This is a genomic window from Saccharothrix sp. DSM 118769 (genome assembly GCF_052936295.1).
The window spans coordinates 6,804,208-6,825,527 of the sequence record NZ_CP193627.1 but is presented as its reverse complement, the minus strand read 5'-3'; the positions used below and the strand labels follow the sequence as shown (position 1 = coordinate 6,825,527).

20 protein-coding genes are annotated in these 21,320 nt (G+C 73.6%); 10 read left to right on the top strand and 10 right to left on the bottom strand.

Annotated elements, in window-relative coordinates; all coding sequences use genetic code 11:
- The first annotated feature begins 77 nt into the window (after positions 1-77).
- On the top strand, positions 78-1,877 hold the full coding sequence (locus ACRAKJ_RS28315; protein ID WP_438921223.1) for a hypothetical protein: 1,800 nt from the start codon (positions 78-80) through the stop codon (positions 1,875-1,877).
- 58 nt (positions 1,878-1,935) lie between these two features.
- Entirely contained in the window at positions 1,936-2,742 is an 807-nt protein-coding gene (locus tag ACRAKJ_RS28310) for an endonuclease/exonuclease/phosphatase family protein (protein ID WP_438921222.1), read from the top strand.
- Positions 2,743-2,746: 4 nt separating this feature from the next.
- On the opposite strand, the gene ACRAKJ_RS28305 is transcribed toward ACRAKJ_RS28310, so the two are convergent.
- Entirely contained in the window at positions 2,747-3,334 is a 588-nt protein-coding gene (locus tag ACRAKJ_RS28305; RefSeq protein WP_438921221.1) for an Rv1733c family protein, read from the bottom strand.
- A 291-nt stretch (positions 3,335-3,625) separates the two neighbouring features.
- Here ACRAKJ_RS28305 and ACRAKJ_RS28300 point away from each other — a divergent pair, with 291 nt between their 5' ends.
- The 8 genes from ACRAKJ_RS28300 (at position 3,626) to ACRAKJ_RS28265 (ending at position 10,224) form a co-directional block, all read left to right on the top strand.
- Positions 3,626-4,267 (top strand): response regulator, encoded by a 642-nt coding sequence (locus tag ACRAKJ_RS28300; RefSeq protein WP_438921220.1) that lies wholly within the window; start codon positions 3,626-3,628, stop codon positions 4,265-4,267.
- A 70-nt stretch (positions 4,268-4,337) separates the two neighbouring features.
- A complete protein-coding gene (locus ACRAKJ_RS28295; RefSeq protein WP_438921219.1) occupies positions 4,338-4,748 on the top strand; it encodes an ATP-binding protein in 411 nt (136 codons plus the stop codon).
- Positions 4,749-4,794: 46 nt separating this feature from the next.
- Positions 4,795-5,895: a PAS domain S-box protein gene (locus ACRAKJ_RS28290; protein WP_438921218.1), complete on the top strand. Its 1,101-nt coding sequence runs from the start codon at positions 4,795-4,797 to the stop codon at positions 5,893-5,895.
- Complete coding sequence (locus ACRAKJ_RS28285) at positions 5,892-6,278, top strand: response regulator (RefSeq protein ID WP_438921217.1); 387 nt, start codon at positions 5,892-5,894, stop codon at positions 6,276-6,278. The genes ACRAKJ_RS28290 and ACRAKJ_RS28285 overlap by 4 nt, the downstream gene beginning before the upstream one ends.
- A 79-nt stretch (positions 6,279-6,357) precedes the next feature.
- Positions 6,358-6,741: an anti-sigma factor antagonist gene (locus tag ACRAKJ_RS28280; RefSeq protein WP_438921216.1), complete on the top strand. Its 384-nt coding sequence runs from the start codon at positions 6,358-6,360 to the stop codon at positions 6,739-6,741.
- A 40-nt stretch (positions 6,742-6,781) separates the two neighbouring features.
- The gene (locus ACRAKJ_RS28275; protein ID WP_438921215.1) at positions 6,782-8,191 is read left to right on the top strand and encodes an amino acid permease; all 1,410 of its coding nucleotides are present in this window, start codon (positions 6,782-6,784) and stop codon (positions 8,189-8,191) included.
- A 90-nt stretch (positions 8,192-8,281) separates the two neighbouring features.
- On the top strand, positions 8,282-9,709 hold the full coding sequence (locus tag ACRAKJ_RS28270) for a gamma-aminobutyraldehyde dehydrogenase (RefSeq protein ID WP_438921214.1): 1,428 nt from the start codon (positions 8,282-8,284) through the stop codon (positions 9,707-9,709).
- Between the two features lie 50 nt (positions 9,710-9,759).
- Positions 9,760-10,224, top strand: a complete 465-nt coding sequence (locus tag ACRAKJ_RS28265) for an Lrp/AsnC ligand binding domain-containing protein (protein ID WP_438921213.1) — start codon at positions 9,760-9,762, stop codon at positions 10,222-10,224.
- A 4-nt stretch (positions 10,225-10,228) separates the two neighbouring features.
- Here ACRAKJ_RS28265 and ACRAKJ_RS28260 read toward each other — a convergent pair whose 3' ends face one another.
- From ACRAKJ_RS28260 to ACRAKJ_RS28220, 9 genes are all read right to left on the bottom strand, one after another.
- The gene (locus tag ACRAKJ_RS28260; RefSeq protein WP_438921212.1) at positions 10,229-11,005 is read right to left on the bottom strand and encodes an inositol monophosphatase family protein; all 777 of its coding nucleotides are present in this window, start codon (positions 11,003-11,005) and stop codon (positions 10,229-10,231) included.
- Positions 11,002-12,192, bottom strand: coding sequence for a phosphoserine transaminase (locus ACRAKJ_RS28255; protein WP_438921211.1), 1,191 nt, complete (start codon positions 12,190-12,192; stop codon positions 11,002-11,004). The genes ACRAKJ_RS28260 and ACRAKJ_RS28255 overlap by 4 nt, the downstream gene beginning before the upstream one ends.
- A gap of 79 nt (positions 12,193-12,271) precedes the next feature.
- Positions 12,272-13,327 (bottom strand): TauD/TfdA family dioxygenase, encoded by a 1,056-nt coding sequence (locus ACRAKJ_RS28250; protein ID WP_438921210.1) that lies wholly within the window; start codon positions 13,325-13,327, stop codon positions 12,272-12,274.
- Positions 13,328-13,345: 18 nt separating this feature from the next.
- Positions 13,346-14,269: a hypothetical protein gene (locus tag ACRAKJ_RS28245; protein ID WP_438921209.1), complete on the bottom strand. Its 924-nt coding sequence runs from the start codon at positions 14,267-14,269 to the stop codon at positions 13,346-13,348.
- Positions 14,270-14,316: 47 nt separating this feature from the next.
- Complete coding sequence (locus ACRAKJ_RS28240; protein ID WP_438921208.1) at positions 14,317-15,729, bottom strand: diaminopimelate decarboxylase; 1,413 nt, start codon at positions 15,727-15,729, stop codon at positions 14,317-14,319.
- A gap of 47 nt (positions 15,730-15,776) precedes the next feature.
- Positions 15,777-17,189 carry an aminotransferase gene (locus tag ACRAKJ_RS28235; protein WP_438921207.1) on the bottom strand — a complete coding sequence of 471 codons (1,413 nt, stop codon included), beginning with the start codon at positions 17,187-17,189 and terminating at the stop codon, positions 15,777-15,779.
- A gap of 15 nt (positions 17,190-17,204) precedes the next feature.
- Complete coding sequence (locus ACRAKJ_RS28230; protein WP_438921206.1) at positions 17,205-18,185, bottom strand: NAD(P)-binding domain-containing protein; 981 nt, start codon at positions 18,183-18,185, stop codon at positions 17,205-17,207.
- Between the two features lie 9 nt (positions 18,186-18,194).
- The gene (locus tag ACRAKJ_RS28225; protein ID WP_438921205.1) at positions 18,195-20,072 is read right to left on the bottom strand and encodes an FAD-dependent oxidoreductase; all 1,878 of its coding nucleotides are present in this window, start codon (positions 20,070-20,072) and stop codon (positions 18,195-18,197) included.
- A complete protein-coding gene (locus ACRAKJ_RS28220) occupies positions 20,069-21,292 on the bottom strand; it encodes a hypothetical protein (RefSeq protein ID WP_438921204.1) in 1,224 nt (407 codons plus the stop codon). Before ACRAKJ_RS28220 ends, ACRAKJ_RS28225 begins: the two co-directional genes overlap by 4 nt.
- Positions 21,293-21,320 lie beyond the last annotated feature (28 nt).

The window sequence follows — 21,320 nt, the reverse complement described above, 5'->3', positions numbered from 1 at the left end:
GCGGTGGTGTGCCGGGGTTGTCCCGGCATTCCACGATCGCAGTCCTGCCGTGAACGGAGACCGAGAGAAGCGATGTCATGTACCGATTACCGAGGTCCGCCGGTGCGTTGCTGCTGACCACCGTCCTGTGCTTGACGACGTCCACCGGCCCGGCCACCGCCGACGACACCGGACCCATCACGACCACCGAGCCCGCGATCACGAGCACCGAACCGACTCCTCCGAGTGCTGAGCCGGAAGTCGAGCCCACCGCCGAGCCCACCGAGCCGGTCCTCGTACCCACCGAGCCGGCCACATCCACCGAGCCGACGGCCACGACCACCGGGACCGCCGTTGCCGAACCGGTCGCTCCCGTGCCCGACCCGGTGCCCACCACGTCGACGGCGCCGGAACCCGGCCGACCGAGCGTGGACCTCCGGGTCGCCGTCGCGTTCGACAAGACCTCCTACACGCTCGACGAGACGATCACGGCATCCGTTTCGATCACCAACGCCGGCGCCACGACCGCGAGCCCCGCGCGGCTGGAGCTGTCCGGCAGCTTGTCGTGGAACGCGGGCACCTGGGACCCCGTCGGCGTACCGATCGGTCCGGGGGAGACCTCCGAGGGGCACCTCGTCGGCAGCCTGTCCGCCCCCGACGACGTGCAGACCATCGTCGTCACCGTGGGCACCGAGGTGGAGGACGCGAACCCGGCTGACAACACGGCCACCGCCTCCGTCCTGATGACGATCGTCCGCGGCACCTTGGCGGGCACCGTCTACGGGGACGCCGATGGGAACGGGGCGGTCGACGCCGGGGAAGGGCTCGTCGGGATCTACGTCTCGGTCACGTGGAGCAGGCGCGACCTGCCGTACATGAGGCTGGGCACCGTGACGGACGCGAACGGGCGATTCGTGTTCGAGAGGGCGCCGAGCGGGGATTACGCCCTCGACGTCCACTCCGAACAGTGGCACTTCCCCTCCGCGGTCCGGTGGTACTTCGCCGGCGTCGACGACCCCGACGTGCTCGTCCGCGGCATCGCTCCGTTCGGCCGTTCGGTCACCGCCGCGGTGGCCTTCGACCGCGCCACCTACGGGCAGGGGGACGTCGCGCGCCTGACGATCACCCTGACCAACGGTGGGGAGAGGCTGCTCTCCGACGTGAGGGCGTTCTGCGCCGGCCAGGTCCCGCTCGACCTGGGCGACCTGTCGCCCGAGGGGCGGGGGGCGATCCTGCCGCCGGGCTCCACGCGGGTCTTCCGGGTGCCGTTCCCGGTGGACGCCATGATCGCCCGACAGGGGTACATGCGGGTGAAATGCATCCTGGCCGTGAGCCCGGGGACCACCGGGCAAGCGTCGGGCGAGGCCATCGCACGCGTGCCCGGCCTCAGGGTGGCGAAAGCGGCCGGGACCCTGGTGAGCTACCTGGTGAGGCCGCACAAGGGCGGCGTCTTCCCGACGAGACCGATCCCGTGGGTGAAGGTGTACCTGCGGGATCAGGTGACCGGTGCGGTCATCGCACGGGCGACGACCGGTGCGTCGGGGTGGTTCGCGTTCTACGACGTGCCCGTCGGTCTGCACGACTTCGGTGTCGTCGGACCATGGGTGCCGGTGTTCGGCGGCGACGAGTTCACGGTCACCGCCGGTTGGCGGGAGGACTGGCCGCGAGACGTGCACGTCGAGGCCGGCGAGCACCAGCCCGACCCGGACCCACCGCTACCGCCCGCGGCGGGGCCGCCGAACCCGCCGGTGGGTCCGGCGGCCAGCGGGACGGCGGGTGGTTCGGCTGCCGGGCTGGCCGCCACCGGGGTCGACGTCACGTGGCTCGCGTTGGGTGGGTTGGTCGCGTTCGTGCTCGGCGCGCTCCTCGTGCTCGGGGTTCGGCGCGGGGTGCTCTGAGCGGGAGCAGTGGGGTGCCGGGGTTGTCCCGGCACCCCGCCGCCGTGACGATGGCCGCATGGGGACCCCGCGCCGAACGTCGCTCGTCGTGGCCGCGTTGTTGTTCTGCGGTCTGCTCACCGGCACCGGCACCGGCACCGGCACCGGCACCGGCACGGCCGCTGCCGCCACGCCGTTCGTCGTGGTGCAGATGAACCTGTGCAACAGCGGGGTCGCGGGGTGCTACCAGGGCGGTCGGGCGGTGGACGAGGCGGTGGTGGTGATCGGGCGGCGGGTGCCGGACGTGGTCTCCGTCAACGAGGTGTGCCTGTCCGACATGTCCCGCCTCACGGCCGCCGTCGGTGCGGCGGCGGGGTTCCGGTTCGCGCCCGCGCGCAACCGGTCCACCGGCTCGGACTACCAGTGCACGGCGGGGCGCGGGGCGTACGGGAGCGGGATCATCGTCGAGGAGGGCATCGCCGCCGGGGGCAACGGGGTCTACTCGGCGCAGGACGGCGGCACCGAGATGCGCGCGTGGGGGTGTGCGCTCAGCGCCGTGCGCGGCTTCACCGCGTGCACCACGCACCTGAGCACCTCGGCGACCACCGCGCTGGCGCAGTGCCGGGAACTGCTGCCGGCCATGCCGCTGTCGTTCGACCCGACCGGCTCGGCGACCACCCGGCACGTCGTCGCGGGCGACCTGAACCTGCGCTACAGCCCCGGTTCGTCCACCAGCGCACAGAACTGCGTGCCGTCCGGCTGGTTCCGCAAGGGGGACGGCGACGTGCAGCACGTCACCGCGCGCTCGCTGACCTTCGTCTCCACGGCGTCCCACGCCATGTACCGCACGGACCACCCGGCGTTCGTCGTCACCTACGCGTTCTGAGGCGTCAGGTCTTCCACTCGGCCGCGACCTGCGCCCACTCGCGCTCCCAGCGCCGGCGGCGCAGGGCGCGGTGCGCGCCGCGGACCAGCAGGTGCGGCAGGCCGGTGACCGCGACGACCGCCGTCCACACGCCCAGCGCGAGCGCCACCGCGTCGACCGCCGCGCCCTCGCGGGTCAGCGGGGTCCGCACGACGGAGCCGTCCGCGTCCACCCGGACCGGCACCGAGCCGCCCGCCCGCACCCCCGCCGACGCGGGCACCAGCCCCTCGCGCGCGCCGCCGCCGGGCGCGGACCACGTGGCGCGCACGGGTGCGCGCAGCTCCGCCGCCACGCCCCGGTCGCTCACCCGCGGCGCGGGCGCGTCCTCGACCAGGGTGGCGAGCACTGTCCGGTGCTCGTCGAGCTGCCGTTCGGCCTCCGCCCGCCCCGACGCCCACCGCTCGGACCCGATCGCCGCCGCGACCGGCACCGCCAGCACCGCGCAGAGCACCAGCAGGAGCAGCGTCAGCCCTTCGAGCCGGTCACCGCGCCCGGCCAGTTCGTTGCCGGGGTGGAACGCGCCCCGGACCAGCCTCGTGACCACCGCCCGCACGGCCCACCTCCGCGCACCAGGGTCCACCCGACCCGGTGCCCGTTCCAACACGGTCGACGCGCACCGGTCACCCCTTCGGGGGACGTGCCCGGGGCGACCGCGACATCGCCGCACGTGGACGCGGTGGCGGCGCTCGGGATGATCACCGGTCCGGGTGAGCGAACGGTGCCGACGGCGCGGGCGGGCGGTGCGGGCGGCCGATCGGCCCAGCGCGGGGAGCCGGTCGGGTGAAGGGGTCTGGTAACGGCGACTAGGGTTGAGGGCCTGTCCACAGACGAGGAACCACCCGGCATGACGCCCCCGCCCGCACCCGTCCGCGTGGTCCTCGTCGAGGACCACCGGCTGGTGGCCGAGGCGCTCGGCCTGGCCTGGTCGGGCGCCGAGGTCGTGGAGGTCGTCGCCACCGCCGGGTCGGTGGCCGACGCGGTGGCCGACGTGCGGCGGCTGCGGCCCGACGTGGTGCTGCTGGACCGGCACCTGCCCGACGGGGACGGGCTGGACGCCATCGGGGAGTTCGGCGAGTCGGGCGCGCGCGTGCTCGTGCTGACCGGCGAGGTCACCGTGTCCGTGGCGGTGCGGGCGGCGGAGTGCGGCGCGGCCGGCCTGGTGTCGAAGTCCGCGCGGCTGGACGAGCTGACCGACGCCGTGCTGCGGGTGGCCGCGGGGGAGGTCGTGTACGACGGCGGGGTGCTGGCGGGCGTGCTGGGCAAGCTGACCGGGCGCGTGCCGGGCGGCCGGGGCGCGCTCACCGCGCGCGAGCGCGAGGCGTTGGGGCTGCTCGCGGAGGGCGCCGGCACCGACGAGATCGGCGAGCGGATGGGTGTCGCCCGCAACACCGTGCGCAACCACGTGCAGCGGGTGCTGGAGAAGCTGGGCGCGCGGTCCAAGCTGGAGGCCGTGGCCATCGCCCGGCGCGACGGGCTGCTCGACTGATGCACCTGCACCAGCCCGACCGGTGTGGGTGCGTCTGGGCAGACGACGCCGCTTCCGCCACGGTGTGACCGTGGACCTCTCCTTGTCTTCGCGGGTGGCCGGCTTCGGCGTGCCCCGCGGGGGCGGGGCCGCGGCCAGGGCGCGCGAGTTCGTCCGCACGACCCTCGTCGAGTGGCTCTTCCGCGGTGACCACGAGGCCGTCGTGCTCCTCGCCTCCGAACTGGTCGCCAACGTCCTGCGGCACACCGCCTCCGACCCGGTCCTCCGGCTGGTCTGCGACGCGCGCGGGGTGCGCGTCGAGGCCCCCGACGCCAGCCCGCTGCTGCCGCGCGCCCGCGAGTCGGGGCCGGCCGGCGGCTGGGGCCTGGTCGTCGTGGACCGGCTCGCCGCGCGCTGGGGCGTCGACGCGCTGCCGGGCGGCAAGGTCGTGTGGTGCGAGGTGGACGCCGAGGTGGGCGCGGAGGATGACCCGGCGGCCTGACCGACCGCCCACGGCCCGGTCCGGGCTCGTGGTGCACAGTGGCGCCATGCCCGTCGACCCCGCCAGCGGCGTCGCGCCTCCCCCCGAGGACGCCTACCGCCTGCTCGTCCAGAGCGTCGTGGACTACGCGATCTTCATGCTGGACCCGGGTGGTCGCGTGATCAGCTGGAACGCGGGTGCGGAGCGGATCAAGGGCTATTCGGCGGACGAGGTGGTGGGGCGGCACTTCTCGGTGTTCTACCCGCCGGAGGACCTGGCGGCGCGGAAGCCGTGGCGTGAGCTGGAGGTGGCGGCGGAGGTCGGCCGGTTCGAGGACGAGGGGTGGCGCCTGCGGGCCGACGGGTCGCGGTTCTGGGCGAACGTGGTGATCACGGCGCTGTTCGGCGAGTCGGGTGAGCTGCGGGGCTTCGCGAAGGTGACCCGGGACATGACCGAGCACCGGCGCGTCGAGCGGACCCTGGTCGAGCAGCGCAGGCTCGTCGGCCACCTCGTCGAGGCGCAGGAGCTGGAACGGCGCCGCATCGCCTGGGACGTGCACGACGACTCCATCCAGGCCATGGTCGCGGTCGGCATGAGGTTGCAGCTGCTCGCGAGCCGCGTGCCCGACGAGCACGTGGGCACCGTGCGCATGCTGGACGACGCGGTGCGCACGTCCATCGGCCGGCTGCGCGACCTGGTGTTCCGGCTGCGCCCGCCCGAACTGGACCGGCACGGCCTGGGCGAGGCCCTGGAGCACTACCTCACCGACGTCACCGCGCAGTGGGGCATGACCTACCGGCTGCGGCACGACCTGGCGCACGAGCTGCCCGCCGACGTGGCCATCACGATCTTCCGCATCTGCCAGGAGGCGCTGACCAACGTCCGCAAGCACGCCCGCGCCACCGCCGTCGAGGTCTCGCTGACCACCGCGGACCGGGGCACCCTGGTCGAGGTCGCGGACGACGGCGTGGGCCTCGGCGGCGTGGCGCCCGACGACATCGGCGGCGTCGCGCCCGCCGGGCGGCGCGCGTCCGAGCACTTCGGCACCATCGAGATGCGCGAGCGCGCGGAGACCTCCGGCGGCTGGTGGACCCTGGGCGAGCGCCCCGGCGGCGGCGCGGTCGTGCGGTTCTGGGTGCCCACGCCCGACGTCCGGGTGGAACCGTGACCGGGGCACCGAGGATCGCCGTGGTGATCTCGGACGACGACCCGATGATCCGCGACGCGCTGCGCGAGGTGCTCGACGCCGAACCCGACCTGGAGGTCGTCGCCGTCGCCCGGGACGCGGACGAGGCCATCGAGCTGACCGCGCGGCACGAGCCGGCCGTCGTGGTGCTCGACGTGCGGATGCCCGGCGGCGGCGGTGGCCGCGCCGCCCGGGAGATCGGGCTCCGCTCGCCGCGCACCGGCATCCTCGCGCTGTCGGCGCACGCCGACTCGGCGGCCGTCGGCGAGGTCCGGCGCGCGGGCGTGGTGGAGTACCTCCTCAAGGGGGTGCCCAACAGCGACATCGTGGCCGCCGTCCGCCGACTGGGTCGACCGACGGGGTGACCGGGCTTGAGCGGCGGTCGTGGCCTGCCGATGTTGGTATAAATGCCTTGTACGACCGCACGCACCTCGAGGAGCCGCCGTGGCCGAGCCGATCGAGCACCCGTCACCCGTCCTGGACGTCGACGTGGTTCACGCCGACGGGGTTGTCGTTGTCACCGTTTCGGGTGAACTGGACCTGGATACCGCCCCGCGCGTGCGGGAGGCGCTGCTCGCGCCGCCCCCGCCCGTGGTCGTCCTGGACCTGACCGCGGTGCGGTTCTTCGGCTCGTCCGGCCTGGCGCTGCTGCTGGAGGCCGACCGGCACGTCCGGCGCTCGGGCGGCGAGCTGGTGCTCGTGGCCACCGGCCGCGCCGTGCTCAGGCCGCTGGAGATCACCGGCGTGTCCCAGGTGCTGCGGGTGTTCCCGACCCTCACCGAGGCCCTGACCTGGACCTCCGCCGACCGGGTCGGCCAACCCGCCTGATCGCGCTTCGCCGCCGTCCCCGGTGGGTACAGGGGCGGGCATGGCGACCTCGTTGCGGCGGGCGGTGGGCACGCCCCTGCTCTACCTCTTCATCCTGGGCGACATCCTCGGCGCGGGCGTCTACGTGCTGGTGGGGGAGGTCGCCTCGCAGTCCGGCGGCGCGGTGTGGCTGCCGCTGCTGACCGCGCTCGTGCTGGCCGCGCTCACCGCCGGGGCGTACGCCGAGCTGGCCACCCGCTACCCGCGCGCGGGCGGTTCGGCGCACTACGCGACCACGGCGTTCGGCCCGGCGGCGGGCTCGCTGGTCGGGTTCTGCATGCTCGCGGCGGGCGTGGTGTCGGTGGGCGCGCTGGCGCTCGCGTTCGCGGGCGACTACCTGCGCGCGCTGGTGTCCCTGCCGACGCTGCTGGTGGTGGTCGTGTTCCTGGCCGTCCTCGCGCTGCTCAACGCGCGCGGCGTGAAGGAGTCGTTGGGCGCGAACGCGGTGGCCACGGCGATCGAGGTCGGCGGGCTGCTGCTGGTCATCGGCCTGGGCGCCTGGGTGGTGCTGCGCGGCGACGCCGACCTGGGCAGGCTCGGCCAGGTGGGCACGGCCGAGCACGGCCTGGTCGGGGCGACGCTCGCGGGCACGGTGCTGGCCTACTACTCGTTCGTCGGGTTCGAGACGTCGGTGAACCTGGCCGAGGAGGTCGAGGACCCGCGCCGCTCCTACCCGAGGGCGCTGTTCGGCGCGCTGCTCACGGCGGGCGCGGTCTACCTGCTGATCGGGCTGGTGACCAGCGCGTCCGTGCCGACGGAGGAGCTGGCCGGGTCCAGCGGGCCGCTGCTGGAGGTGGTGCGGCTGGCCGGCGGCGTGCCGGACTGGCTGTTCGGCGTGGTCGCGCTGGTGGCGGTGGCGAACGGCGCGCTGCTCACCGGCATCATGTCCTCGCGGCTGGCCTACGGCATGGCCCGCGACGGCCTGCTGCCCGCGCCGCTGGCGCGCGTCCTGCCCCGCCGGCGCACGCCGTGGGTGGCGATCGCGACGACCTCGGCGCTGTCCCTGGTGCTGGCGCTGACCGGCGAGGTCGCCGCGCTGGCCGAGACGCTGGTGCTCCTGCTGCTGATCGTGTTCACCGCCGTCAACGCCGCCGTGCTGGTGCTGCGCCGCCGGGAGGGCGGCGAGGCCGACCACTTCCGGGTGCCGGTCGTCGTCCCGTGGCTGGCGCTGGCCTCGTGCCTGCTGCTGTTCACGCAGATCGACGGCGCGGTGTGGGTGCGCGGCCTGGTCCTGCTCGGCCTGGGCGCGCTGCTCGCGGCGGCCAACGCGGTCCGCGCCCGGCGCGGCGGCCGGTCGGCCGGGAAACCAGGAGCGGCCGGGGAACCGGGAGCGGCCGGCGAACCCGAGGCGGCCGGGGCACCGGGAGCTGCCGGGGCGCCCGAAGCGCCCGAGCCTTCGGGTCGGAGCTGATCCGCGGATACCGCCGGGCCGGGCGCTCTGGTGGAATCGGACGCGGCGCAGGACCCGAGGCAGCAGGACCCGAGGCAGCAGGGGGAACCCATGACCGCGTTCGCCAACTTCGTGGACGGCAAGCAGCGCCCGGCGGCCGACGGGCGGGAGCTGGACGTCGTCGACCCCACCACGGGCGAGGTCTACGCGACGTCGCCGCTGTCCGGGCAGGTCGACGTGGACGCCGCCGTGGACGCCGCGGCGCGGGCCTTCGAGACCTGGCGCTGGACCACGCCCGCCGAGCGGCAGCGCGCCCTGCTGCGGATCGCCGACGCGATGGACGCGCGGGCCGGCGACCTGGTCGACGCCGAGTGCCTCGACACCGGCAAGCCGCGCGCGCTGACCGCCGCCGAGGAGGTCCCGCCGTGCACCGACCACATCCGGTTCTTCGCCGGTGCGGCGCGCGTCCTCGAAGGGCGTTCGGCGGGGGAGTACCTGCCCGGCCTCACCTCGTACGTGCGGCGCGAGCCGGTCGGCGTGTGCGGGCAGGTCACGCCCTGGAACTACCCGCTGATGATGGCCGTGTGGAAGATCGCGCCGGCGCTGGCGGCGGGCAACACCGTCGTGCTCAAGCCGTCCGACACCACGCCCGCCTCGACCGCCCTGCTGGCCGAGCTGTGCGCCGAGTTCCTCCCGCCCGGCGTGTTCAACGTGGTCTGCGGCGACCGCGGCACCGGCCGCGCGCTGGTCGCGCACCCCCGGCCCGACATGGTGTCCATCACCGGCTCGGTCCGCGCCGGCATGGAGGTCGCCGGCGCCGCCGCGGCCGACCTCAAGCGCACCCACCTCGAACTGGGCGGCAAGGCGCCCGTCCTCGTCTTCGCCGACGCCGACCTCGCCGCCGCGGCCCGGGGCATCGCCGCCGCGGGCTACTTCAACGCGGGCCAGGACTGCACGGCCGCGAGCCGCGTCCTGGTCGCCGCCGAGGTGCACGACGAGTTCGTCGCCGCGCTCACCGAGGAGGCGCGGGCCACCCGCACCGGCGGCCCGGACGACCCCGACGTCGCCTACGGCCCGCTCAACAACGCCGAGCAGCTCGCCCGGGTGGCGGGCTTCGTCGACCGGCTGCCCGAGCACGCCACCGTGCACCACGGCGGCACCCGCGTCGGCGACCGCGGGTACTTCTACGCGCCCACCGTCGTCTCCGGCCTGCGCCAGCGCGACGAGGCCAGCCAGACCGAGATCTTCGGGCCGGTGATCACCGTGCAGACCTTCACCGACGAGGCCGACGCGCTGACCTGCGCCAACGACGTGCGCTACGGGCTGGCCTCCTCGGTGTGGACCCGCGACCACGGCCGGGCGGTGCGGCTGTCCGCCCGGCTCGACTTCGGGGCCGTCTGGATCAACACGCACATCCCGTTCGCCGCCGAGATGCCGCACGGGGGCTTCAAGCACTCCGGGTACGGCAAGGACCTGTCGGTGTACGGCTTCGAGGACTACACCCGCATCAAGCACGTGATGAGCGCGTACGACGCCTGATCGGTCACCGGTGGTTGTGATCCCGACCGCCGACCAGAAGTATCTTCCACGTGGACGTGATCGACCGGAAAATCATTGCCGAGCTCCAGGCCGACGGGCGGCTGACCGTCACCGACCTCGCGTCGCGGGTCGGGCTCAGCGTGTCGCCCTGCCACCGCCGGCTGCGCGAGCTGGAGCGCAGCGGCACGATCCGCGGCTACCGGGCGATCGTGGCCCCGGAGGCGGTCGGCCTGACCTTCGAGGCGCTGGTGTTCGTCACCATGCGCCAAGAGGACCGCGACACGCTGCTGCGCTTCGAGGAGGCCGTCGCGGGCATACCGCAGGTGGTCCAGGCGCAGCGCCTGTTCGGCGACCCGGACTACCTGCTGCGCGTGCTCACCGCGGACCTCGCCGCCTACCAGCGCCTGGAGGACGACCACCTGGCCGCGCTGCCCGGCATCCAGCGCCTGACGTCCACCCTGGTCATGAAGCAGGTCGTGGAGAGCCGCCCGGTGCCGGGCGGCCCCCAGCGGTGACGGCTCAGGCCAGCAGCGCCAGCGCCAGCGCGTGCAGCCCGGGGTCGCCCGCCGCGACGACCCGGGTCCCCGAGGTCAGGGTCAGCTCGGCGCCCGACCACTCGGTCACGACACCGCCCGCCCCGCTGATCACGGCCGCCGGCGCGAACACGTCGTAGACCTTGAGCCCGCTGTCGACGGCGAGGTCCGTCCGGCCGCTCGCCAGCGCCCCGAAGGCGAACGAGCTGCCCCCGTAGAGGGTGTACCGGGCGCGGTCGCGGACGCGGGTCAGCGCCGCGTGGTCCTCCGGGCCGAAGAAGTCCGGGTTCGAGCAGGTCAGCAGCGCGGAGGCGAGGTCGGCGCAGCGCCGCGCACCCACCTTCACCCCGTTCCGCTCGGCGAACGCCCCGCTCACGCCCACCCACCGGTCGTCGGTCGCCGGGTAGTCCATCACCCCGATCCACGGCCTGCCGCGCCTGCTCACGCCGATCAGCGTGCCGTAGACCGGGATGCCCGCGATGAACGGCGCGGTGCCGTCCAGCGGGTCCAGCACCCAGACCACCTCCGCGTCCGCGTTCGACGAGCCGTACTCCTCGCCCACGATCCCGTGGTCGGGGTAGGCGGCGCCGATCAGGTCGCGCAACCGCGCCTCGACGGCCCGGTCGGTGGCGGTGACGAAGCTGTTGTCGGCCTTGACGTCCACCGAGGTGGGCTCCGCAGCCGCGCGGGAGAGCAGCAGGCGCGCCTCGTCGGCGAGGTGCTCGGCGAAGCGGGTCAGCTCGGAGGTGAGCGCGTCGGTCATCCGGTCCTCGTGCTCGTGGTGGTGGTGAACTCGTGCAGGGTCTCCGCGAACGCCCAGTCGACCCAGGGCAGCAGCGCCGCCACGTCCTCGGTGTCGACCGTGGGCCCGCCCCAGATCCGGATGCCGGGCGGCGCCTCCCGGTGCGCGGCCAGGTCGTGACCGGCGCCGTTCTCCTCGATCCTGGCCAGCAGGCGCGCCACGAACGCCGCCGTGCGCGCCGGGGGCAGCCCGTCCAGGAACGGGTCGGTGAACCGCAGGCAGATGCTCGTCGACGAGGTCGAGCGGCGGTCCTCGGCGAGGAACTCCACGTGCGGGCTCGCCCCGACCCACCGCGCGACGACGTCGAGCGTGCGGCGCGAACGGGCGACCAGCTCGGGCAGCCCGCCCACCCCGGCGCACCAGTCCAGCGCGTCGAGCGCGTCCTCCACGGCCAGCATGGACGGGGTGTTGATGGTGAAGCCGCCGAACAGCCCGTCGAGCGGCCGGCCGTCCCTGGCCAGCCGGAACACCTTGGGCAGCGGCCGGTCGGGCCGGAACACCGCCAGGCGCTCGACGGCGGCGGGCGACAGGGCGATCATGCCGTGCGCGCCCTCACCGCCCAGCGCCTTCTGCCAGGACCAGGTGATCACGTCCAGCTTGGCCACGTCGACGTCCATGCCGAACACCGCGGACGTGGCGTCGCAGATCGTCAGTCCCCGGCGGTCGGCGGGTATCCAGTCGCCGTCGGGCACGCACACGCCGGACGTGGTGCCGTTCCAGGTGAAGACGACGTCGTGGTCGAAGTCCACCCGGGACAGGTCGGGCAGCGCGCCGTACCGGTCCGCGCGGTGCACGGTCACGTCGGGCAGCCGCAGCTGGTCCACGACGTCCGCGAGCCAGGTGAAGCCGAAGTTCTCCCAGCAGCACACCTCGACCCCGGTGTGCCCCAGCAGGTTCCACATCGCCATCTCGACCGCGCCGGTGTCCGAGCCGGGCACGATCGCGACCTCGTAGTCCGCCGGGAGGCGCAGCACCTCCTTGGACTTCCCGATCACCTCGGCGAGCCTGGCCCGACCCTCCGGGCCGCGGAACGAACGGCCGACGAACGCCCCCTTCAGGGCGTCGAGGTCCCAGCCGGGTCGCTTCGCGCAGGGCCCGGCCGAGAACCACGGCCGGGCGGGCTTGAGCGCCGGTTTCGCCAACTGCAAGGTCTTCCCCAGGGTGTCGTGTGCGCGGTCGGGAGGGGGTGCGCCGCCGGACGACCGCCGGTGGCGCACCCCGTGACGGCTACCGCGCGAGGCTGACGAAGTGCCGCCGCGGGCCCTCGAACGCGAAGCGGCCGTGCTGGTAGACCTGGTTGTCCAGCACCAGCACGTCGCCCCGCCGCATCCGCACCGCCCGCGCCGTGCGCCACAGCGCGCCGCGCAGGTACGAGATCAGGTCCTCGTCGATCGGGGACCCGTCGCCGTAGGTGGTCGTCGCCGGGTACGCGTCGTCGGGCAGGTCGGGTGGGAAACCGGGGTGGGAGCGCCAGTACGAGCAGTGCAGCTCGGTGACCTGGTTGAACCACAGCTCCTCGCCGGTGTCGGGGTGGGCGGTGAACGCGTCGCGCGCGTAGTGGTACCGCAGCCCCTCGTCGGCGTCCCAGGCGAACTCGTACCCCGAGGCGACCAGGTGCTCCTCGACGGCCGCCCGGTCCTCGGTGCGGAACGTGTCGACCCAGCCCATCTCGCCGTTGCCGGACTCCTTCGCGAGGTTGCGGTGGTACCGCACGCCCTTCTCCCGGAACGCGTCCTTCACGTCGTCCGGGATGATCGCGGCCGTCTCCCGGACGTCGTTGACCGGCACCTCGCCGCCCGACGTGGCCTCGCTCTCGCAGAAGAAGAAGATCTTCCGCGGGTACGTGGGCAGGTAGGCCATCTCGTTGTGCGGGGACAGCGTGATCCGGCGGTCCTCCTGGCTGGCGTTGAGCGCCGCGCCCGAGTCCTGCTTGCGCACGGCGATGCCGCCCTCGTACCCGGCGCGGTCGTAGCCCAGGCCGCCGATGAGCCCCTCGAAACCGGCCTTGTCGGTCAGCGGCAGGCCGCGCAGCAGCACCCCGCCGGACTTCGGCAGCGCCTCGTCCACCACGTCCCGCACCGCCGCGGCGAGCGCGTCGGGCGGGTGGCCGGCGCCGTCGGCGGCGAGCGTCGGCAGCACCGGGCCCACGTCGGGCACGGTCTCCGGGAAGTTCCGGTGCGCCGAGCCGGCCAGGAACGCGCGCCCGCGCACCGGGACGGTGAAGGCCGGGCCGGGCTCGACGAGGCGGAAGGCCGGCGCGCCGCTACCTGATCTGGTGTCCACAGCTATACCTCCAACTGGTCAGTCCGCGGCGAGCCCCGGGTGGCCCCGCAGGACGCAGATCTCGTGGAACACCGGCAGCGCGGGGTCGGTGTCCAGCCGCTCCTTGGCCTCGCGGGCCGACAGGGGCACCCGGCCGTCGGGGTCGGCGTAGAACTCGCAGGTGAAGTCGCCCTCGTAGGCGGTGCCCCGCAGGGCGGCCTCCAGGGCGACGAAGAACGAGATGTCGGTGCGCTCGTTCTGCCGCACCACGCGCGAGACCAGCTCCTCGGGCCGGTACCCGTTGGCCCGGAACAGCTGGAGGATGGGCGCCCGGCCGATCCGGCACCCGAAGGTCAGCACGACCTGGGCGGTCGGCGAGGCCGCCCTGACCCGCCGCAGCAGCGCCTCGATCAGCCCGAGGCCCACCGCGTTGAACGGGTAGTCGTTGAACGCCGACCACGGGTAGTAGTGCGCGATGTGGTCGTCCGTGCGCCCGCCCACCAGCGCCGCCCTCTTCAGCTGGGCGTCGTGGAAGTCCAGGTACATCGCGTCGTCCGGGTCGGGCACCTGGGGGAGGCAGCCCACGACGACGTCGGCGAGGGCCACCTCCGCCCGCGCGTCGGGCGTGTCGATGAGGTTGACCGAGCCCTCGATCGGGCGGAACCGCTCCAGCAGGTCGGGGGCGATCTCCCCGATGAGGCGCTGGGCGAGCAGCGGTAACCGCGGGTCCAGGTCGCTGCCCAGCACCATGGACGCGCCGCACTTCTGAAGCATGAACGCGATGTTCGTGCCGGTGCCCACCCCGACCTCGTAGACGCGGCGGCCGGCGAGGTCGGCGCGTTCGAGGGCCGCCTGGAACGTCGTCGTCCACGGGTCGGTCGGGTTGAAGGCGAAACTGGGCACGACGTCACCGGCGGCGTCGGGAGTGTGCGCCCGCGCCGACAGCATGCTCTCTGATCGCATTGGTAGACCCCCAAGTGAGCCGGACGGCCGGCGGGACCGTCGTGGATTCAGTCGATCAGCAGCACTTCGCGGGCCTGTCCGCGGAGGCAGTGGTCCGAGCGCATCGACGCCGCGTAGCCGCCGGAGTTGATGAGCGCCACGTGGTCGCCCTCCCGCAGCCGCGTCATCCGGTGGTCGGACGCCCACTTGTCGAGGGCCTCGTTCACGTTGCCCACGACGGTGTAGGTCTCGGTGCCCTCGTCCCGGCGCGGCACGACCGCGACCGGTTCGCAGGGCAACCCGTAGAAAGCCGGTTCCACGGCGAGGTTGAAGCCCGCGTCGAGGCCGGCGAACAGCACGTCGCGGCGCTGCTCCACGTAGGTGACGGTGGTGAGCAGCAGCCCCGCGTCCTTCACGAGGTGGTCGCCGGGTTCGACCGCGACCCGCAGGCCGCGCCCGGCGAACCTGCGGGCCACCGCGCCCGCCCACCGGTCGAGGTCGAGCGCGCGGTCGGTCGCGGTGTGCGGCACGCCGAGCCCGCCGCCCAGGTTGATCTCGCGCAGGCCGGGGAAGTGCGCGGTGAACGCGTCGGCGGCGTCGAGCGCCTCCTCCAACTGGGACAGCTCCGCGTCCAGGAAACCGCACCCGACGTGGAAGTGCAGCCGGACGACGTCCAGGCCCCACCGCTGGGCGACGGCCTTCGCCTCGTCCACGTGCTCGCGGTAGATCCCGAACTTGGTGGTCGGGGCGCCGCTGTAGTTCAGCCGCTCGTTGCCCTGGTAGCCGACGCCGATGCCGGGGTTGATCCGCAGCCCGACCGCGGACCCGGGCCGCAGCCGGCCGTAGGCGTCCAAGGAGGACACGGAGTCGAAGTTGACGCGCAGGCCGCGGAAGCGGGCCAGCGCCTCGACCTCCTGGCGGGACAGGGACGTGCCGGTGAACGAGACCGCGTCGGGCGGGAACCCGGCGCCGAGCACGTGCAGCAGCTCGCCGGTGGAGCAGACGTCGACGCCCACCAGCCCCGTGGTGCGCAGGTAGGACAGCAGGCCGGGCGACCGGTTGGCCTTGATCGCGTAGTAGACGCGGTGGTCCAGGCCGGCGGCGGCCATCGCGCCGGACAGGCGCTCGACGTTCTCCCGCACGCGGTCGGCCCGCAGCACGTAGGCGGGCGTGCCCACCTGCTCGGCCAGCTCCTCCACGTCGGTGCCGCCCAGGTGCAGGCGGCCGTCCCGGTAGCGCAGGTCGGGCCGCTGCCACCACGGCCGCGCCGGGTCGGCGACCGGGTCGTCGTCGGCGTACCGGAGGCGCCCGGCGGCTTCGCCGAGGGCCCCGGACACGTGGTCGCGCCCGCACCCCGAGTCGAGCACGACCCGCACGGGCGCGTGCGCGTCGCGGCCCGAGGAGATGGCCTGCTTGATCCGCAGCACCGTCAGCGCCGGGGTCAGGCCGCGGCAGTCGAGGGTCGGTGAGGATGCTTCCATGGCACCACTTCCAGGTCTTCCGGTGTCTCGTCGGGGGAGTTCCGGTGCTACTCGACCGCGCCGGTCCGCAGGTCGTGCTCGGCGCGGGCCAGCGAGTCGGCCATGATGTCCACGATCCGGTCGACCTCGCCGCGGGTGATGACCAGCGGCGGCGACATGATGCAGAGGTTCTCGTAGGGCCGCACGAGCAGGCCCGCCTCCTCGCAGTGCGCGTCGACGCGGCGCGCCAGCGCCTGGTTGCGGGCGGTGGGGCCGACCTCGCCCGGCACGTGGCACTCGACGCACGCCATCAGGTGGTCGCCCCGCACGGCGGCGACGATCGGGGAGGAGCGCAGCTCGCGCAGCCGCTGGATGAAGTACGGGCCCACCTCGCGCACGTGGCCGCACACGTCGTCGCGCCGCATCACCTCGATGTTCGCGACGGCCGTGGCGCAGGCGACCGGGTGCCCGGAGTAGGTGAACCCGTTGGAGAACACGGGCTTGTCCCGGTCGGCGTGCGCGGCCAGGGACTCGGCGACGCGGTCGGACACGAGCACCGCGCCCAGCGGCTGGTAGCCGGAGGTCAGGCCCTTCGCCGTGACGATCATGTCCGGCACGACGCCGAACCGCGCCTCGGACGAGAAGAAGTGCCCCAGCCGGCCGAAGCCGGTGACCACCTCGTCGGAGACGTAGAGGATGTCGTTGCGGCGGCACAGCTCCAGCGTCGCCTCGTGATAGCCGGGCGGGGGCACGAGCACGCCGCCGGAGGCGAGGACCGGCTCGGCGACGAAGCACGCGATGTTCTCCGCGCCGATCTCGGCGATGGCCCGCTCCATGCCGGAGACGAGGCCGTCGAGCCGCTCCGCCGCGGACACCGGCGAGGTGTCCGGGTCGTAGCCGGGGCTCTCCAGGTGGTGCACCCAGTCGCTCTCGTAGTGGAACAGCGTGCGGTCCGCGGACTTCCCGGACAGCGACGCCGTCAGGTACGTGCCGCCGTGGTAGGCGTTCACCCGGGACAGCACGTGCCGCTTGGACGCCTGCCCGCGCGAGGCGAAGTAGTAGTGCGCGATCCGGACCGCGGACTCCACCGCGGTCGAGCCGCCGGTGGTGAACTGCACCCGGTTGAGGTCGCCGGGGGAGAGGTCCGCGAGCATCGCGGCCAGCCGCGCGGCGGGTTCGCTGGAGACGTCCCCGAACGGCGTGAAGTACGCCATCTTCCGCGCCTGGGCGGCCATCGCCCCGACCAGCTCCGGGTGGCCGTAGCCCACCGTGACGCACCACATGCCGCCGATGGCGTCGAGGTACGTCTTCCCCTTGCTGTCGGACACCTCGATGCCGTGCGCCTCGGTGATGATCAGCGACTCCTGCGTGCCCAGGGTCGACAGGTCGGCCCACGGGTGCAGCACGTGGCGGGTGTCCCGCGCCACCAGTGATTCGTGGTCGGGCAGGGCGTGCCCGATGTGCTGGACGTCTGGTAACAAGTCCCTGGCCTTCCCTCAGGAGGAGCGGAGCATCGCCCGCAGCTCGTCGTGCGCCTTGGTCACGTCACTCGCCAGGTAGGCCGCCCGGTAGTCGTCGAGGCTCGGGTAGCCGGCCCCGGCCTCCTCGTCCAGCGCCGCGACGAAACCGCCGTCCCTGATGTCGGCGAGGATCTCCCGGCCCTTGGCCTTGAGGTCGTCGCCGACCAGCTTGCCCAGGTACCGCTGCACGCCGAACCGGCACGTCGGCGACCCCTGCTGCTCGATCACCTCGTACAGGCCCGCCGACATCGCCTCCACGAGCATCTCGGCCATCTCGCCCGAGGCGTGCATGTCCAGCAGCGACGGCACGCGCTCGCACCCGGACTCGACCAGCACCTCGTAGGCGATCCGGACCGCGTCGATCAGCAGCGGCGTGAGGAACTGCTCCTGGAACAGGTCCAGCTCGGTCTCGGTGGCCAGCGACACCGGCATCACGCCGTAGCGGGTGAAGCCGACGGCCTTGGCCACGGACAGGGTCCGCGCCAGCGCCGACCCCGTCACGTCCCGCACGACGTCGAGGAACGCCAGCACGCCGGAGCCGTCGAGGTAGTGCTGCCGGATGGGCTTGCCGAACATCTTCGGCGCCAGCAGCGCCACGTCCACGCCCGCCGGCGGCGTGATCCGGCCGAACCGGATGGAGAAGCCGTGCGCGAGGACGAACAGGTCGCCGTCGCGCAGGTTCGGCGCGACGTCCTCGGCGAACACCGCCGGGTGCGCGTCGTCCGGGATCAGCAGCAGCACGATCGACGCGGCGGCGGCGGCCTCGGCGATCGACCGCGTGTCGAAGCCGTCCGCGACCGCGGCCTCCCGGTACTCGTCCTCCCGGTTGCCGACGACGACCCGCACCCCGCTGTCGCGGAGGTTCGCGGCGAACGCCTTGCCCTGGATGCCGTAGCCGACGACGGCCACGACCTCCTCCTCGACGTGGTGCAGACTCGCGTCCTTCTCGAAGTACATGCCCGCTCCTCAGTCGACCGCGCCGGCGTTGGCGTCCTGCATCTCGGCGACGTCCCGGGGACGCCGGTGGTCGCGCACGCGGACCCGCAGGTCGCAGTGCGCCATGTTGCGGGTGTAGACCTCGGCGAACCGGTCCCACTCGCGGTCGCGCCGCGCGGCGCCCCAGCCGAGCCGGTCCGCCATCTCCGCCAGCACGAGGTCGAGCACGCCGAGGTCCAGGTCGCAGCGACCGTCCTCGTCGAACACCACCGCGTCCCGGATGCCGCCGGAGTTCATCAGGTAGTCCTCGTAGCTGTTGACCATCTGGTGGTCCACGTGGTGCGCGACCTTCTCCCGCAGGAACTCCCGGTCGCCGCGCGGGTGGTCGGCGCGGTGGATCGCGAACCTGCCCTCGCCCTCCAGGGTGAGGAACGGCAGCCGGTGCGTGGTGGACGCGCCGAGCGCCTTGACGCCCTTGCGGCGCAGCTCCTTCGCGATCAGCCCGACCACCTCGCGGCCGGCCCAGCGGAACTCGGTCAGCTTGATGTTGACCATGTCGAACACCGGGCCGCCCCGGTCGTGCCGGGTGATGCGGAACATGCGCGTCAGGTCCTTGACCGCGATCTCGCCGCCGGCCGCCGCCGCCAGCGGCCGGATGCCGCAGAACACGTGGAAGACGTCGCGGCGGGTGATCTTCCAGCGGTCGTCGACCAGCTCGTTGTAGGAGTGCAGCAGCTCCTCGATCTCGTCCTCCATCGGCACGACCAGGTCCGGGTCCGCGTGCGGCCGGTCGGTGGTCGTGCACTGGACGTACCAGATGCCGTTCTGGTGGAACGGGCGCAGGTAGTGCTGGCGCTCGGCGTTCAGCGGCACCAGGCCCACCTGGAGCTTCGGGTCCGCCGACAGGCTCTCGTGGATGAACCGGTTCGTCGCCTCCAGGTGCGAGCCCCGGGAGTACACGACGGACGTGCGGCCGTCGGGCTCCGTCGTCCGGTTGCGCGCCCGGTCCAGCCACGGGCCGGCGGCGTTGGTGATCGTGTGCGCCTTCACGGTGACCCGCTCGGGCAGCTCGTCGTGCTCGAAGCGCCGCACGAGGGTCACCAGGAAGTGCCCGCCGTCCGGCCGCCACTCGTAGTGCTCGACCTCGACGAAGCTCAGCGCCCGGATCGGGTTGGCCGCCGTGCCCCGGTAGTAGGCGTCGCGGATCGCCTTGAGCACCAGCACCTTGTCGTTGCTGGCCTTGCCGTCCCAGTACTGGATGCCCGCCAGGGCGGGGGAGTCGGCCGCCAGGTGCGGCAGCTCGCGGTGCAGCGCGCGCTTGTCGAAGAACAGCTTCACCCGGCTGCCCCGGGGTGTGCGGCCCACCCACGCCCACAGCGCGGTGAACAGGTCGTAGAGCGAGATGCCGAAGAAGACCGCCCACTTCTTCTCCGGGCTGTCCGGCAGCACGAACACGACGTTGGGGATCTCCTGGACGGTGTCCGGGGTCGTGTCCAGCAGGATCTTGCGCTCCCGCGTGCCGTACCAGACCAGCTTGAGGTCCAGCCAGGCCGAGCGGAGGTTCTGCACCGGCGTCTGCTTGATCTTCGGGTCGCGGCGCAGGCCGAACGCCAGCAGCAGGCGGTGGAAGCACATCCGCAGGTAGCGGATGCCGGGGTGGATCGCCTTGCCCGTCTTGCTCGACGTCTCGCCGCCGAACGGGCCGCGGTCGACCAGCACGGCGCTGCCGTTGCCGCGGGAGGCGATGTCGCGCAGCACGCCCGCGCCGGCCGCCCCGCCGCCGATGACGACGGTGTCGTGGACGCGGTCCCCGCGCGACTGCTCCTCGACCAGCTCGCGGAACTGGCGGACCACGTCCGGCATGGCGAACGTCCGCCCCGCCGGCGGGTGCGAAGACGACTGCGTCACGAAGCCCGACCTCCTCGGTGCACCGCGATCACGCGGTGGTTGGTGTCGCGCCAGGCGCGAAAGGTGATCCCGTCCTCCGCCGGGAGCGGGGACGTCGTCCGCCAGTCCCAGGCCCGCTCGACCATGTAGGCCATGAACGTGCGCACGTCCTCGCGGCTCATGCCGCGCCTGCCGCGCCGCTGCTCGACCAGGCGCTCCTGCGCCTCGCGGTCGGCCAGCAGCCGCTCGTAGGAGTCCCACCCGTAGGCCCACAGCGCGTCCACCCGGTCGAAGGCGGGCGCCCAGCGCCGCAGGTGCTCCGCGACCCGGCGGCGCAGGCCCTCGGGCAGCTCCAGCGGGTCCACGTCGGTCGCGGCGCCGGCGAACCACAGGTCGAACAGGAAGACGCCGACCTTGCCGCACACCTCGAAGCACCCGTCCGGCCCGGTGGGCTGGTCATCGGTCCCCTTGTCGAAGTTGCCCATCCGGATGACCGAGTCGTGGCCGCTGCGCTCCATCTCCGCCAGGTTGCGCAGGAACCAGTCGAGGTCGTGCGTCCCGGGCAGGGACCGGTTCGACACGCCCGGCACGCCCGCGTCGTAGCCGAGGGCGCGCAGCGGTTCCCGGTCGGCCCGGCGGAGGTACCAGTCGTCGCCGCTGCGGGCGACCGCCCGTCCCTCGGCGCGGGGGTCCAGGAGCTGGTTGAGCACGACCGACAGGGCCGTCGTGAGCACCGTCTTGCCCGCGCCGGGGCTGCCGTTGAAGCCGACCACGAACAGCCCGTCGGGGCGGCGCTCGCGCTTCTCCCGCACGATCCACCGGGCGAACGGCAGGTAGAGCTGCCACAGGTCCACCAGCGGCACGGTCGCGCCGTCGCGGTCGGCGAAGTAGCCGCTCCACCAGTCCGCGAACGGTTCCCACACGCGCTGCACCAGCCGCAGCCGCTCCAGCACGTCGTCCTCCGCGGCCGGCGGGTCCGCCGGGGCGAACGCCCGGTGCAGCGGGTCGAGGGCCGTCGTCGCGGCCAGCGCGCGCAACCGCCGGGGGTCCACCGCCCCGTCCGTGGCGAGGTCCCGCAGCGCGAGGGACAGGTGCTCCCCGACGGCCGACCGGTAGCGCGCCGAGGCCGCCGCGAGGCGCTCGAACTCCGCGTCCGGTAATCGGCGCACGGCGGCGTCGTAGGCGCGGGCCACGTCGGCGGCGCGCGTCGTGGTCCGGTGCTCCGTGTCGCTCACGGGCATGAACTGCCCCCTTCCCCCAGCAAGCGGG